The organism is Streptomyces sp. NPDC032126, assembly GCF_055580085.1.
In genome coordinates this window covers 24,698-38,352 of sequence record NZ_JBVIMA010000013.1, presented here as the reverse complement: position 1 = coordinate 38,352, position 13,655 = coordinate 24,698, and the positions used below count along the sequence as shown (strand labels likewise).

Sequence of the window (13,655 nt, the reverse complement as noted above, 5' to 3'; positions counted from 1 at the left end):
ACACGCCCATCCCTCCCTCCTCCCCCCCTCCCCCCCCCCCCCCCCCCCCCTCCCTCCCCCCCCCCCCCCCCCCCCCCCCCCCCCCCCCGGGCCGGGCTGGCCTGCCGTCCTGTCGGCCTGCCGCGCCCGCGCTCACACGTAGCGCAGCTCCTGCGGACGGGCCGAGCGCCGCAGCAGGGGCAGTGACGTGGCCGTCGCCAGCAGACAGCCCGTGTACACGGCGACGGGCACGAGCAGCGCCGCGTACGGCAGGCCCGGTGTGACGCCGTCGTCGGCCGTCAGGTTCGCGTAGAACACGCCGATCGCCATGCCGCCCGCGCCCGCGAGCAGCAGCGCCGGGGCCAGGGGCAGCGCCGTCTCCAGCAGCAGCGCGCGGCCCAGCACCGCCCTCGGCACGCCGGCGGCCACCTGGGCGGCCAGGCCCCGCCGCCGGGTGGACAGCGACTCGGCGGTGCCCACGGCCAGACCGGACAGGGTGATCACAAGGGCGACGAGGACCGCCACGGCGGTGAGGTCCAGGCCCGACGTGTAGAACGAGATGTCCTCGCCGAGGCTGCCCCGGCGGTCCATCGCGTGCAGATCGGCGAGGAGCGCGTGGCGGACGCCGACGAAGCCCGTGCCGACGATCGTCACCAGCAGCACCGCCGCGTGGGTGCGGGACGCCGCCCACGGGTCGTCCCGCAGCCGCTCCGCCGCGATCAGCGTCGCCGCCGAACGGGCCCGCCGCGCCAGCAGCCGCCCGGTCAGCAGCGAGGCCGCGCCCGCCAGCCATACGGAACCCGTGCCGACCGCGATGACCAGACCGAACAGCGCCAGCGGCAGTTCGCCCAGGCCGGGGCGGCCGGAGGAGTTCGCCAGCGCGGCGAGGGCCGGCAACAGCACGAGCAGCACCGCGCCGCTGAACAGCAGGGCCGGGCCCCGTCCGCTGCTCGGGCGGGTCCGCCGTACCCAGCCCAGCGGCGAGGCCACCACCCGGCGCAGCACCAGGGCGCCCGTCACCGCGCCGAGGACCGGCGTCCCCACGGCGACCAGCGTCAGCCCCGCCCAGGTGTACGGGCTCGGGTCGGCCCACAGGCCCCGCAGCACCGGCACCGCCACGGCCGTCGCCGGCAGCGAGCCGAGCAGACAGGCCAGCCCCGTCTCCAGCGCGGCGATCCGGCGCACCTGGGCCGGCGTGGCACCGGCCAGCCGCAGTCCCGCCAGCCGGCGGTCGCGGTGCACGGCACCGACGCGGGCGCACTGGCCGAGGAAGCCGAGCACGGGGACCAGCAGGAGCAGCAGCGCGGTGATCACGCCGGACCGCTCACCGGGGTTGTTCAGCAGGCCGTGCCCGACCGGTACGTCGTGATACCCGCGCATGCTCCCCAGCGCCACGGCCGCCATGGCGAACCCGGCGGCAAGCCCCGCCCCGACCGCCGTGAGCCCCACCCGCCACCACTCCCGCCGATCGGACCCCCGCGTGAGCTGCCAGGCAAGCCGAAGATCGACGGAGAGGAGCGCGATGCGGCCGACGCCGGCACCGGTATGCGCTGGGGAGCCGGCCCGGTGGGCCCCCGGCGTGCCGGTCGGTTGCGGGCGGCTGGCGAGAGTGCCGCTACGAACCCCCCGGCCGGTACCGGCACCCGCTGGGGAGCCGGTCTCGTGGGCCCCCTGCGCCTCGGTCGGTCCCGCGGCGCCGGTGCCGCCCCCCGCCTGCGGTCCGTCCCCGCTCACGTCGTCCCCCCTCACGCCGCCACCCCCGCCAGCGACACGACCCCGTCGGTCAGGCGCAGTTCGCGGTCCGCGTAGGCCGCGACCTGGGCGTCATGGGTGATCAGGAGGACCGAGGTGCCGGACTCGCGGGCCGTGTGGACCAGGGCCGTCATCACCTGTTCGGTCGCCAGGGAGTCGAGCGCTCCCGTCGGCTCGTCCGCGAAGACCACCCTCGGCCCGGTGACCAGCGCCCGGGCCAGCGCGACCCGCTGGGCCTGGCCCCCGCTCATCTCGCCCGGCCGCAGCTCCTGCTGCCCCCGCACCCCGAACCGCTCCAGCCACTCCCCGGCCCGCTCCTGGGCCTCCGCCCGCGCCATGCCGGCCAGCATCAGCGGCAGCGCCGCGTTGTCCAGCGCCGTCAGTTCCGGTATCAGCTGCCCGAACTGGAACACCACCCCGAACGCGGTGCGCCGCAGCTCGCTCAGCCGCCGCTCGGGCAGCTCGTCCAGCCGCTCCCCGTCGTACACCACCGCCCCTTCGTCCGGCCGGACGATCCCCGCCAGGCAGTGCAGCAACGTGGACTTGCCGCTGCCGCTCGTCCCGCTCACCGCGAGGATCTCCCCGGCGCCGAGTTCCAGCGAGGCCCCGCGCAGGGCCCGCGTCCTGCCGTGCGACTTGGCCAGACCGCGCGCCGCGAGCAGCGGCACCGTCGCGTCCGCCGTGTCCGACGTGTCCTTCATGCCGTACCCCCGTAGTGGTTCATGTGGCGTCGACCTCCGCGGTCAGAGTGGTCAGCCGGGCCGCCGTGGTCGTCATCCACCGGAGGTCGGCGTCGAGATGGTTGAGGGCGTAGTCCGCCGACAGCACGGTCGCGAGATCCGCGCCGGGGCCCGTCTTGACGGCCGTCAGCTCCCGCATGCGCGCCATGTGCGCGGCCCGCTGCTCCCGCAGATAGGCGGCGGGGTCGCCGCCGGACAGGATCGACACGACGACCTTGGCGAAGATCTCGTTCGCCACGAAGGGCGCCGGCGGCGCGATCTCCGCGGCCCACCGCGCCAGCTCTCGCGTGCCCTGCTCCGTCGAGCGGTACGTGGTGCGTTCCGGGCCCCCGTCGGAATCGGTGCCCTCGACCTGCGCCAGGCCGTCGCGGACCAGGCGTTGGAGGGTCGTATAGACCTGGCCGTACGCGAGGGGGCGGGCCTGCGGGAACCGCTCGTCATGGCGCCGCTTGAGGTCGTAGCCATGGCTCGGCCCCGCCGCGAGCAGCCCCAGCAGGATGTGTCGGGTGCTCATGCGATCAGTATGCACCGAGTATATGTACTGAGTGAATAGAGGAGGGGGAAGGAGGGGCGGGAAGAGGGGTGGACGGTGGCTGGACGGGTAGGGCTCCCGTACCCCCCTACTCGCCAAGGAGGCCCCCATGGCCGTGTCCACGCACCCCCTCGTCCCGGCCCCGTCCAAACCCGCCGGCCCCCACCAGTGCGCCTTCAGCGCCGAAGGCCCCTGCGCCGAGGCCCCGCTGACCAGCGAACCCCCGCTGCCCGACGCCGAACCCCTCACCAGCGAACCCCCGCTCGCCGCGGCGGACGCGGACTCCGACTCCACGAGGCCCTAGATGACCGCACCGCCCAGCGAGGAACTGACCCGGCTGGCCGAACTGCACGGGGTCGCCCCCTCCTACCGGCCCTCCCCGGACCGCATCGTCACCGCCTCCGCCGCCGCCGTCACCCGTACCCTCGCCGCCCTCGGCGTCGACGCGAGCACCCCGGGGGCCGTACGCGCCGCGCTCGCCGCACGAGAGCGGGAACTGGGCGAGCGGCTGCTGCCGCCCACGGTCGTCTCCTGGGCCGGACAGGGCGGCACCGCGCCGGCCCTCGCCGCCCTCCCCGAGGGCACCCGCCTGCACATCACCACCGAACAGGGCGAGACCCGCGCCTCGGTCGACCAACTCCCGCTCGGTGTCCATGCGTTGACGGCCACCGCCCCCGACGGCCGCACCGGCGACGCCCACCTCGTCGTCGCCCCGCCCCGCCTGCCCACCCCGCCCGGACGCTCGTACGGACTGCTCGTCCAGCTCTACTCCCTGCTGTCCACCCGCTCCTGGGGCATGGGCGACCTCGGTGACCTCGCCGAGCTCACCGGCTGGGCCGGCCGTGCCCTCGGCGCCGGATTCGTGCAGGTCAACCCCCTGCACGCCGCCGTACCCGGTACCCCCACCGACCCCTCCCCGTACCGGCCCTCCTCGCGCCGCTTCCCCGACCCCGTGCACCTGCGTATCGAGGACATCCCCGAGTGGGCGCACGTCGAGGACGGCGAGCTGCGCGAGCGGGCGGCCCGGCTGCGCGAAGCGGTCCTGGAGAAGGGCGCGTTGATCGACCGGGACGCCGTGTGGGCCCTGAAACGCGAGGCTTTGGAACGCGTCTGCGCGATCCCCCTGGGCCCCGGCCGGCAGGCCGCCTACCGCGACTTCCTCGCCGAACAGGGCGAGGCCCTCGAAGACCACGCCACCTGGTGCGCCCTCGCCGAGACGTACGGCTCCGACTGGAGCCGCTGGCCCGAGGGACTGCGCGACCCGCGCTCCGCCGAGACCGCCCGCGCCCGCGCCGCGTCGACGGCCCGCGTCGACTTCCACTGCCGCCTCGCCTGGCTCACCGACACCCAGCTCACCGCCGCCCAGCGCACGGCCCGCGAGGCCGGCATGCCGGTCGGCGTCGTCCACGACCTCGCCGTCGGTGTGCACCCCACCGGCGCCGACGCCTGGGCGCAGCAGGAGTACCTCGCGGCCGGCATGTCCATCGGCGCGCCCCCGGACGCCTTCAACGCCCGCGGCCAGGACTGGGGCCTGCCGCCCTGGCGCCCCGACCGCCTCGCCGCCTCGGGCTACGCCCCCTACCGCCGCCTGCTGCGCGCCCTCTTCCGCTACGCCGGCGCCCTGCGCATCGACCACGTCATGGGCCTGTTCCGGCTGTGGTGGGTCCCCCAGGGCCGGCCACCCACGGAGGGCACATACGTCCGCTACGACGCGGAGGCCATGCTCGCCGTCCTCGTCCTGGAGGCCTCGCGGGCCGGCGCTCCGGTCATCGGTGAGGACCTGGGCACCGTCGAGCCGGGGGTGCGGGAGGCGTTGCGCGAACGCGGGGTGCTCGGCACGTCCGTCCTGTGGTTCGAACGGGACTGGGACGGCGACGGCCGCCCGCTGCCCCCGGAACGCTGGCGCGCGGACTGCCTCGCCACCGCCACCACCCACGATCTGCCGCCCACCGCCGCCCGGCTCAGCGGCGAGCACACCGAACTCCGCGACCGCCTCGGCCTGTCGACCCGCCCCGTGGCGCAGGAGCGGGCGGCGGACGCCGCGGACACGGGGGAGTGGCTGGACCTGCTGAGCCGCCTCGGCCTGCTGACCGACGGCGACGGAGGCGCCGACCTCGTCTCGGAGGAGGCCCGGATCCAGGCCGTCCACCGCTTCCTGCTGCGCACCCCGGCCCGCATGATCGGCATCTGGCTCCCCGACGGCATCGGCGACCGCCGCCCGCAGAACGTCCCCGGTACCTGGGACCAGTACCCGAACTGGCGTCTGCCCATCGCGGACGGCGACGGCCGCCCGGTGACCCTGGAGGAACTGACGGGGTCGGCGAGGGTCCGGGCCCTGATGGACGTCCTGCGAGAGCATTCCGGCCCGTCCGGCGATTGAGGACGATCGAGGACGATTGAGGACAAGGCCCGTTCAGGGCCGAAGCGGGGGCCCGGGGGCGGCAGCCCCCGAAGACGCTCGCACCAGCGGACCGCACCCGATACGGCACCCCGAGCGCGCACTCCCTCCCGGCGTTCGCTACTTTGGCACCGTGGACAAGAAGAACGCCCTGCGCGCCGGCACCCTGGCCGCCGGTACGACGCTGATGATGCTGCTCATGTCGTCCCCCGCGCTCGCGCTCACCCGCGACGACGGTGACGACCCCGGGTCCGGCCTGAGCGTCATCGAGACGCTGGGTCTCTACGTACTCGCCCCGATCGCGATCTTCGCGGTCATCGCGGGCCTGGTGTGGGTCCTGGACAGGTCCACGGACCGCCAGCCGAAGGCCAAGGCCCAGGCCAAGGCCTGACGCTTCCGCGCACACGCTCACAGGGCGCCGCCCCCGCCGTCGTACGCATCACGCCGTACGCCGACGGGGACGGCGCCCTTTGCTGTGCCGTTGCGACCGGCGTGAGAGCCGGGGGCGCGGGCCCTACTCGGTCGTCCGGGTCGCCCCCGCCAGCAGGGTCCGGAGCAGGTCGGCCAGTCGGTCGGCCTGCTCGGCGTCGAGGGCGGTGAGCGCCTCCGTCTGGACCGCGAGGCCCGCGCCGACCGCTTCGTCGATCAGGGCCAGGCCCTCGTCGGTCAGGGTCACCTGGAGTCCCCGGCGGTCGTGCGGGTCGGGGGAGCGGCGCAGCAGTCCGGCCCGCTCCAGCTTGTCGAGGCGCCCGGTCATGCCGCCGGTGGTGAGCATCAGCGTCGCCGAGAGCTGGCGCGGCGAGAGGGTGTACGGCGCGTCGGCGCGGCGCAGAGTGGCGAGCACGTCGAACTCGCCGCGGGAGATCCCGAACCGCGCGTAGGCCGCCTCCATGCGGTCGCCCATCGTCCGCGCGAGCCGGAAGACGCGTCCGAAGACCTCCATCGCACGGGTGTCGAGGTCGGGGCGCACGGCGGCCCACTGCTCGATGATCGCGTCGACCGGGTCGCGGGGGGCGGTGGGGGCGGTGGGCTGGGGGGTCGGATCCATGGGCCCGAGTATCCGGGCCGAGGGGATGGCTCGCAAGAAAGCATCTCGGATCCAAGCATCTTTCCTCTGAGCGTCTTTCTCCTGAGCATCTTTCTCCCAAGCGGCTTGACTCTAAGTGGCTTAGAGCTAAGCTACTTCTTGCCAAGCAACCCGGACCCCGAAGGGGGAGCCCCATGAACCGCTCCGCCACCGTCCTCCTCACCGCCCTCGCACCCATCTCCTGGGGCACCACCTACGCGGTCACCACCGAGTTCCTCCCGCCGGACCGCCCCCTGTTCACCGGCCTGATGCGCGCCCTGCCCGCCGGCCTGCTGCTGCTCGCCCTCGCCCGGGTGCTGCCGCGCGGCGCCTGGTGGTGGAAGGCGGCGGTGCTCGGCGCGCTGAACATCGGCGCGTTCTTCCCGCTGCTGTTCCTGTCCGCGTACCGGCTGCCCGGTGGCATGGCGGCCGTGGTCGGCTCGGTCGGTCCGCTCTTCGTGGTCGGTCTCTCGGCACTGCTGCTGGGCGTGCGCCCCACCGCCCGCACGCTGCTGACCGGCGCCGTGGCCGCGTTCGGCGTCAGCCTGGTCGTCCTGAAGGCGGCCGGGGCTCTGGACGCGCTCGGTGTGCTCGCGGCGCTCGCCTCCACCGCCTCCATGTCCACCGGCACGGTCCTCACGAAGAGGTGGGGCCGCCCCGAGGGGGTCGGCCCGCTGGCCCTCACGGCGTGGCAGCTCACCGCCGGCGGCCTGCTCATCGCGCCGGTCGCCCTCCTCGTCGAGGGAGCCCCGCCCGCGCTGGACGCCCCCGCGATCGGCGGCTACCTGTACCTCGCCCTCGCCAACACGGCGGTCGCGTACTGGCTCTGGTTCCGTGGCATCGGCCGCCTCACCGCGACCCAGGTCACCTTCCTCGGACCGCTCTCCCCGCTGACCGCGGCGGTCGTCGGCTGGGCGGCCCTGGACCAGACACTGACGCCGCTGCAGCTGGCGGGCATGGCGCTGGCGTTCGGAGCGACGGTGGCAGGCCAGCTCCGCTCGGGCGGCACGCCCGCACGATCGGTCGGCGCCGCAGAAAGGAACCCCCGGAAGGCCTCGACGGACGTGAAAGAAGCCTCCCTGCGACGCTAGCTCCGCCCGCGTATGCGGCGACGACCAAAGAGAAGGCGCCCGGTGCCATGGTGGCACCGGGCGCCCTCTGTGGCGTGACGGACGGCGTGGTTACTCTGCCGCCGCGTCCGCCGCCTGGGCCTTCAGGGCGCGTTCCACGCCCGCGCGGGATTCCGAGACGAGGCGGCGCAGGGCCGCGTTCGGGTCGGCGGTGGAGAGCCAGGTGTCCGTCTTGGACAGGGTCTCGGCGGAGACCTGGAGGGCCGGGTAGAGGCCGACCGCGATCTGCTGGGCGATCTCGTGGGAGCGGGAGTCCCAGATGCCCTTGAGGACCTCGAAGTACTTGTCCGTGTACGGCGCGAGCAGCTCGCGCTGGTCGGTCTGGACGAAGCCGGAGATCACCGCTTCCTGGACGGCGTTCGGGAGCTTGTCGGACTCCACGACCGACGCCCACGCCTCCGCCTTGGCCTCCGCCGTCGGGCGGGCGGCGCGGGCCGTCGCCGCGTGGCGCTCGCCGGCGGCGGTCCTGTCCCGCTCGTACTCCCCGGCGATCTCCGCCTCGTCGAAGCGGCCGACCGCCGCCAGGCGCTGCACGAACGCCCAGCGCAGCTCGGTGTCGACGGCGAGGCCCTCGACGGTCTGGGTGCCGTCCAGCAGCCCCTCCAGGAGGTCCAGCTGTTCCGGCGTACGGGCCGTCGCCGCGAAGGCGCGGGCCCACGCCAGCTGGTGGTCGCCGCCCGGCTCGGCCGCCCGCAGGTGGGCCAGCGTGGCGTCGGTCCAGCGGGTGAGCAGGGCCTCGCGGGCGGTCGGGTCGGCGTACAGGTCGATCGCCAGCTTCACCTGGCGGTGCAGGGACTGCACGACACCGATGTCGGACTCCTTGGCGATGCCGGAGAGGACGAGCGAGAGGTAGTCGCGGGTCGCCAGCTCCGCGTCCCTCGTCATGTCCCACGCCGACGCCCAGCACAGGGCGCGGGGGAGGGAGGACTCGAAGTCGCCCAGGTGCTCCGTGACGAACGCCAGGGACTGCTCGTCCAGGCGGACCTTCGCGTACGACAGGTCGTCGTCGTTGAGCAGGATCACCGCCGGGCGGCGCTTGCCCACCAGCTGCGGCACGGCCGTCAGCTCGCCGTCGACGTCCAGCTCGACGCGCTCGTCGCGGACCAGCTTGCCGCTCTCCTCGTCGAGCTCGTACAGGCCGACCGCGATGCGGTGCGGGCGCAGGATCGGCTCGCCCTTGGCGCCCGCCGGGAGGGCCGGGGCCTCCTGGCGGATCGCGAAGGAGGTGATGACACCGCCGGCGTCGGTCTCGATCTCCGGGCGCAGGATGTTGATGCCGGCCGTCTCCAGCCACTTGGCCGACCAGGTGCTCAGGTCGCGGCCGGAGGTCTCCTCCAGGGCGCCCAGCAGGTCGGACAGGCGGGTGTTGCCGTAGGCGTGCCGCTTGAAGTACGCCTGGACGCCCGCGAAGAACTCGTCCATGCCGACGTACGCGACGAGCTGCTTGAGGACCGAGGCGCCCTTGGCGTACGTGATGCCGTCGAAGTTGACGAGGACGTCGTCCAGGTCGCGGATCTCGGCCATGATCGGGTGCGTGGAGGGGAGCTGGTCCTGGCGGTACGCCCACGTCTTCATCGAGTTGGCGAACGTGGTCCAGGAGTGCGGCCAGCGGGACTCCGGCGCGTACGCCTGGCAGGCGATCGACGTGTACGTGGCGAACGACTCGTTCAGCCACAGGTCGTTCCACCACTCCATGGTGACCAGGTCGCCGAACCACATGTGGGCCAGCTCGTGGAGGATGGTCTCGGCACGCACCTCGTACGCGGCGTCCGTCACCTTCGAGCGGAACACGTACTGGTCGCGGATGGTCACCGCGCCCGCGTTCTCCATCGCGCCCGCGTTGAACTCCGGCACGAACAGCTGGTCGTACTTCTTGAAGGGGTACGCGTAGTCGAACTTTTCCTGGAACCAGTCGAAGCCCTGCCGGGTCACCTCGAAGATCGCGTCCGAGTCCAGGAACTCGGCGAGGGACGGGCGGCAGTAGATGCCGAGCGGGACGCTCTGCCCGTCCTTCTCGTACACGCTGTGCACGGAGTGGTACGGGCCGACGATCAGCGCGGTGATGTACGTCGAGATGCGCGGGGTCGGCTCGAAGACCCAGACGTCGTCCTTGGGCTCCGGGGTCGGCGAGTTGGAGATGACGGTCCAGCCCGTCGGCGCCTTCACGGTGAACTGGAAGGTGGCCTTGAGGTCGGGCTGCTCGAAGGACGCGAAGACACGGCGGGCGTCCGGCACCTCGAACTGCGTGTACAGGTAGGCCTGCTCGTCGACCGGGTCGACGAAGCGGTGCAGGCCCTCACCGGTGTTGGTGTAGGCGCAGTCGGCGACGACCCGGAGGACGTTGCGGCCCTCCAGCAGGCCCGGCAGCGCGATCCGGGAGTCCTTGAACACCTCGGCGGGGTCCAGCGGGTCGCCGTTCAGCGTCACCTCGTGGACCGCCGGGGCCACCAGGTCGATGAAGGACTCCGCGCCGTTCTCAGCGACGTCGAAGCGCACCGTGGTCGCGGACCGGTAGGTACCGCCCTCCTGCGCGCCCGAGAGGTCGAGATCGATCTCGTACGAGTCAACGGTGAGCAGCTTCGCCCGCTGCTGCGCCTCTTCGCGAGTCAGGTTTGTGCCAGGCACGCGGTCATCTCCTCGTTCATCTGTGGGTTTCGCCATCCTTCCATGGGACGCCGCGCCGGGCGACGACCGGCCACCGACCCGGTCGCGCCCGCGGAGCGTCACGTCCGGAATCCGCCGGTGGGTCCGGTTCCCGGGCGCCAGGGTGGGGGTGTGACTACGACCTACATGCCTTTGGCCATCGCGTCCGCTGTTCGTGAGCGGCTGCTCGTCGTCGACGACGCGGGGCGGCCCGCCGAGCCCTTCACCGACGCCGAGGGCGGCGCGCCGCTGCGCTGCTGTCTGCGCCGCAGCGAGCCCGGGGAGCGCATCGCGCTCGTCTCGTACGCGCCCCTGCGGCGCTGGGCGGCGCGGACGGGGGCCGCTCCCGGGGCCTACGACGAGCAGGGGCCCGTCTTCGTCCACGCCGAGGAGTGCTCCGGGCCGCGGAGCGAGGGCCTCGCGTTCACCGACGCCCACCGCGTCCTGCGCCGTTACTCCGCCGACGGGCACATCCTCGGCGGGCGGCTGGTCGAGGGCGAGGACGCGGGCGGGTTCGACGCGGCCGTCGCGGAGGCGTTCGGCGATCCGGCCGTGGCACTCGTCCACGTCCGCGCGGTCGAGTACGGCTGCTTCCTCTACGAGGTGCGCCGGGCGTGATCCCGGTTCCACAAACGGCGCCGGCCCCCTTCGAGGAAGGGGGCCGGCCAGATCCAAAAGAAGAGCTCTAACCCTTCAGCTCCGCCGCCACCAGCTCCGCGATCTGGACCGCGTTCAGGGCCGCGCCCTTGCGGAGGTTGTCGTCGGAGATGAACAGGGCGAGGCCGTTCTCCACCGTCTCGTCGCGGCGGATGCGGCCCACGAAGGACTCGTCGCGGCCGGCCGCCACCAGCGGGGTGGGCACGTCGGTGAGGACGACACCCTCGGCGCCGGCCAGGATCTCCGCCGCGCGCTCGGGGCTCAGCGGCCGCGCGAAACGGGCGTTGACCTGGAGGGAGTGCCCGGTGAAGACCGGGACGCGCACGCAGGTGCCGGAGACCTTGAGGTCCGGGATCTCCAGGATCTTGCGGGACTCGTTGCGGAGCTTCTGCTCCTCGTCCGTCTCGTTCAGACCGTCGTCCACGACGGACCCGGCCATCGGCAGCACGTTGTACGCGATGGGCGCGACGTACTTGTTCGGGGCCGGGAAGTCCGCCGCCGTGCCGTCGTGGGTGAGCTTGGGCGCGTCGTCGCCGACCTTCTTGATCTGCTCGAAGAGCTCCTCGACGCCCGCCAGACCCGACCCGGACACCGCCTGGTAGGTGGCGACGACCAGCGCCTCCAGACCCGCCTCCACGTGCAGCGGCTTCAGGACCGGCATCGCGGCCATCGTCGTGCAGTTCGGGTTGGCGATGATGCCCTTGGGGCGGTTCGCGATCGCGTGCGGGTTCACCTCGGAGACGACCAGCGGCACCTCGGGGTCCTTGCGCCACGCGGAGGAGTTGTCGATCACGACCGCGCCCTGCGAGGCGACCTTCTCGGCCAGCGCCTTCGAGGTCGCGCCGCCCGCGGAGAACAGGACGATGTCGAGGCCGGAGTAGTCCGCCGTCGTCGCGTCCTCGACCGTCACGCCGTCCAGGACCGTCCCCGCCGACCGGGCCGAGGCGAACAGGCGCAGCTCGCTGACCGGGAAGTTCCGCTCCACGAGGATCCTGCGCATGACCGTGCCGACCTGACCGGTGGCTCCGACGATTCCTACCTTCACGGCGACTCCTCTGCCTGACGTGCGTGTGCGTGCCCGGGTGGCCCGCGACCGGGGCCCTTCCATCATGCGGGGGACCCCGGCGTATGTGTCCAATCGTTTGACGTCCCTGCCCAAGGGTTGGACAGTCACTCGAACAGATTTTCGTCCAGGTCGTGGGTGTGCCTCCCGGAAAATCTCCGCCTGTCCGGTCGAACGTTTCCGCCCCGTGCCGCGTCTTAGGGGAAACGCGGCGAGGGGAGGGGTGTCCGTGCTGCGCAGAATCACCCGCCGCGTCCACGAGGACGGGACCGGGCCCGGTGATCCTCTGGACGCGGCGCAGGAACGCCGGGTGCGGGCGGTGCTCGCGCTCGGTGGCGTGCCGCAGGCGGACCTGCTGGACGGGGTGCAGCAGGTCCGCCTGCGGCTGCTGGAGCGGGCGGCAAGCGGGCGCGAGGCGCCCCGGGACGTCTCGGCGTGGGCGGCGGTCGTCGCCTCCAACCTCGCCATGGACTGGCACCGCGCCAAGCGCCGCCAGGAGCGGCTGGGGGAGCGGCTCGCCTCCCTGCGCCAGCTGGAGCACCCGTCCGGCGAGGAGAGCAGTGTGCTCTCCGTGGCCCTCGCCCAGGGGCTGGACCAGCTGCCCGACGCCCAGCGCCAGGTCGTGGTCCTGCGGTTCTACGCCGATCTGCCGGTGCGTTCCATCGCCGAGGAGCTCGGCGTCCCGGAGGGCACGGTCAAGAGCCGCCTGCACACGGCGGTCCGGGCCCTGCGCGCCCGCCTGCACGAGGACGAGGTGGTGTGAGATGACCGCCGGACACGACGAGCACGAGCGGTTCGCCCAGGACGCTCTGATGGCCGTGCTCAGCGACGAGCCCCTGTCCGAGGAGCAGCGCGCCGACCCCGCGTTCCTGGCGGAACACCGGGCGGCCGCCGCCGATGTGGACCTCCTGCGCGAGCAACTCGGCCTTCTCGCCGACACCCTCACCGGGGAGCCACCGCCCGCCCCGGCCCCCGTCGTGCCGCTACGACCCTCCCGGCGCCCCCTGCTGCCCTTGGCCCTGCGGACGGTGGGCGTGGCCGCCGCCGGTGCGCTGGTCGCCGGTTCCGGGTGGCTGCTGGTGCAGGCGGTGGGGCACGGCGCCGACGACATCGGGGCGTCCAGCGCGGACAAGAAGGCAGAGTCCGGTGCTGGGAACGGCGGCCTGGACGCGGCCGCCGGTCCGCTGGGCGACGCCGGCTATCTGGCCTGCGCCCGTCTGGTCGTCGAGGGCGATGTGACGGCCGTACGGCGGCTGGGTGGGACCGGGGACAAGAGCGTCACCCTGCACGTCACCCGTGCCTACAAGCCGGTGCCGGCGGCCGCGCGGGTCGAGGTGACGATCGGGGAGGACACGGACCCCCTGCTGCGCCGGGGCGACCACGTCCTCGTTGCCCTCTCGCCGGGCTCCGCCTCCCCGGACGTGTGGACGGTCGGCGAACCGGAGATCGCCCGCCAGCGTTCCGCCCTCGCCGGCGCCCTGCCCGAGGCCGCGCACCTGACGTGCGACGCCGACCGGTGACGTAGAAGAGAAAGACGGAGAAGAGAAAGATGTAGGAGAGAAAGCCGCAGGGGAGAAAGCGGAGGGGCGGGGGGGCGTGCCAGACCCCCCCCCCCCCTTCCCCCCCCCAAGAGTTTCAGAAAAAAACCCCCCGCCCCCAACCCTCCCCCCCCCCCCGGCCCGTCATTTTTTTTTC

General features: G+C 73.4%; 13 protein-coding genes. 7 read left to right on the top strand and 6 right to left on the bottom strand.

The window, feature by feature from the left end:
• Window positions 1-132: 132 nt before the first annotated feature.
• The 3 genes from ACZ5NW_RS34905 to ACZ5NW_RS34895 all read right to left on the bottom strand — a co-directional run bounded on the left by ACZ5NW_RS34905 (window position 133) and on the right by ACZ5NW_RS34895 (window position 2,985).
• A complete protein-coding gene (locus ACZ5NW_RS34905) occupies window positions 133-1,503 on the bottom strand; it encodes an ABC transporter permease (RefSeq protein ID WP_468748136.1) in 1,371 nt (456 codons plus the stop codon).
• A 221-nt stretch (window positions 1,504-1,724) separates the two neighbouring features.
• Window positions 1,725-2,432 (bottom strand): ABC transporter ATP-binding protein, encoded by a 708-nt coding sequence (locus ACZ5NW_RS34900; protein WP_468748039.1) that lies wholly within the window; start codon window positions 2,430-2,432, stop codon window positions 1,725-1,727.
• Window positions 2,433-2,451: 19 nt separating this feature from the next.
• A complete protein-coding gene (locus ACZ5NW_RS34895) occupies window positions 2,452-2,985 on the bottom strand; it encodes a PadR family transcriptional regulator (RefSeq protein WP_468748038.1) in 534 nt (177 codons plus the stop codon).
• A 127-nt stretch (window positions 2,986-3,112) separates the two neighbouring features.
• On the opposite strand from ACZ5NW_RS34895, the gene ACZ5NW_RS34890 reads away from it, so the two are divergent.
• From ACZ5NW_RS34890 to ACZ5NW_RS34880, 3 genes are all read left to right on the top strand, one after another.
• Window positions 3,113-3,307, top strand: a complete 195-nt coding sequence (locus tag ACZ5NW_RS34890) for a hypothetical protein (protein WP_468748037.1) — start codon at window positions 3,113-3,115, stop codon at window positions 3,305-3,307.
• Window positions 3,308-5,383, top strand: coding sequence for a 4-alpha-glucanotransferase (gene malQ, locus ACZ5NW_RS34885; protein ID WP_468748036.1), 2,076 nt, complete (start codon window positions 3,308-3,310; stop codon window positions 5,381-5,383).
• A 151-nt stretch (window positions 5,384-5,534) separates the two neighbouring features.
• A complete protein-coding gene (locus ACZ5NW_RS34880) occupies window positions 5,535-5,792 on the top strand; it encodes a hypothetical protein (protein WP_468748035.1) in 258 nt (85 codons plus the stop codon).
• A gap of 123 nt (window positions 5,793-5,915) precedes the next feature.
• Here ACZ5NW_RS34880 and ACZ5NW_RS34875 read toward each other — a convergent pair whose 3' ends face one another.
• A complete protein-coding gene (locus ACZ5NW_RS34875) occupies window positions 5,916-6,449 on the bottom strand; it encodes a MarR family winged helix-turn-helix transcriptional regulator (RefSeq protein WP_468748034.1) in 534 nt (177 codons plus the stop codon).
• 173 nt (window positions 6,450-6,622) lie between these two features.
• Between ACZ5NW_RS34875 and ACZ5NW_RS34870 the strand changes: the two genes are divergently transcribed.
• Window positions 6,623-7,558 carry an EamA family transporter gene (locus tag ACZ5NW_RS34870; protein ID WP_468748033.1) on the top strand — a complete coding sequence of 312 codons (936 nt, stop codon included), beginning with the start codon at window positions 6,623-6,625 and terminating at the stop codon, window positions 7,556-7,558.
• A 90-nt stretch (window positions 7,559-7,648) separates the two neighbouring features.
• Here the strand turns inward: ACZ5NW_RS34870 and pepN are convergent, their stop codons facing one another.
• Window positions 7,649-10,222 (bottom strand): aminopeptidase N, encoded by a 2,574-nt coding sequence (gene pepN / locus ACZ5NW_RS34865; RefSeq protein WP_468748032.1) that lies wholly within the window; start codon window positions 10,220-10,222, stop codon window positions 7,649-7,651.
• 165 nt (window positions 10,223-10,387) lie between these two features.
• On the opposite strand from pepN, the gene ACZ5NW_RS34860 reads away from it, so the two are divergent.
• Complete coding sequence (locus tag ACZ5NW_RS34860; RefSeq protein ID WP_468748135.1) at window positions 10,388-10,858, top strand: DUF1203 domain-containing protein; 471 nt, start codon at window positions 10,388-10,390, stop codon at window positions 10,856-10,858.
• A gap of 67 nt (window positions 10,859-10,925) precedes the next feature.
• Here the strand turns inward: ACZ5NW_RS34860 and ACZ5NW_RS34855 are convergent, their stop codons facing one another.
• Window positions 10,926-11,942, bottom strand: coding sequence for an aspartate-semialdehyde dehydrogenase (locus tag ACZ5NW_RS34855; RefSeq protein ID WP_468748031.1), 1,017 nt, complete (start codon window positions 11,940-11,942; stop codon window positions 10,926-10,928).
• A 241-nt stretch (window positions 11,943-12,183) separates the two neighbouring features.
• Between ACZ5NW_RS34855 and ACZ5NW_RS34850 the strand changes: the two genes are divergently transcribed.
• Entirely contained in the window at window positions 12,184-12,723 is a 540-nt protein-coding gene (locus ACZ5NW_RS34850) for an RNA polymerase sigma factor (protein ID WP_468748030.1), read from the top strand.
• A gap of 1 nt (window position 12,724) precedes the next feature.
• On the top strand, window positions 12,725-13,480 hold the full coding sequence (locus tag ACZ5NW_RS34845) for a hypothetical protein (protein WP_468748029.1): 756 nt from the start codon (window positions 12,725-12,727) through the stop codon (window positions 13,478-13,480).
• The last annotated feature ends 175 nt before the right edge of the window (window positions 13,481-13,655 follow it).

What these genes read in the sequence shown, in the direction of transcription:
- ACZ5NW_RS34900 (WP_468748039.1), bottom strand. Translation starts at nt 2,432, where the DNA reads ATGAAGGACACGTCGGACACGGCGGACGCGACGGTGCCGCTGCTCGCG.
- ACZ5NW_RS34895 (WP_468748038.1), bottom strand. Translation starts at nt 2,985, where the DNA reads ATGAGCACCCGACACATCCTGCTGGGGCTGCTCGCGGCGGGGCCGAGC.
- ACZ5NW_RS34890 (WP_468748037.1), top strand. Translation starts at nt 3,113, where the DNA reads ATGGCCGTGTCCACGCACCCCCTCGTCCCGGCCCCGTCCAAACCCGCC.
- malQ (WP_468748036.1), top strand. Translation starts at nt 3,308, where the DNA reads ATGACCGCACCGCCCAGCGAGGAACTGACCCGGCTGGCCGAACTGCAC.
- ACZ5NW_RS34875 (WP_468748034.1), bottom strand. Translation starts at nt 6,449, where the DNA reads ATGGATCCGACCCCCCAGCCCACCGCCCCCACCGCCCCCCGCGACCCG.
- ACZ5NW_RS34870 (WP_468748033.1), top strand. Translation starts at nt 6,623, where the DNA reads ATGAACCGCTCCGCCACCGTCCTCCTCACCGCCCTCGCACCCATCTCC.
- ACZ5NW_RS34860 (WP_468748135.1), top strand. Translation starts at nt 10,388, where the DNA reads ATGCCTTTGGCCATCGCGTCCGCTGTTCGTGAGCGGCTGCTCGTCGTC.
- ACZ5NW_RS34845 (WP_468748029.1), top strand. Translation starts at nt 12,725, where the DNA reads ATGACCGCCGGACACGACGAGCACGAGCGGTTCGCCCAGGACGCTCTG.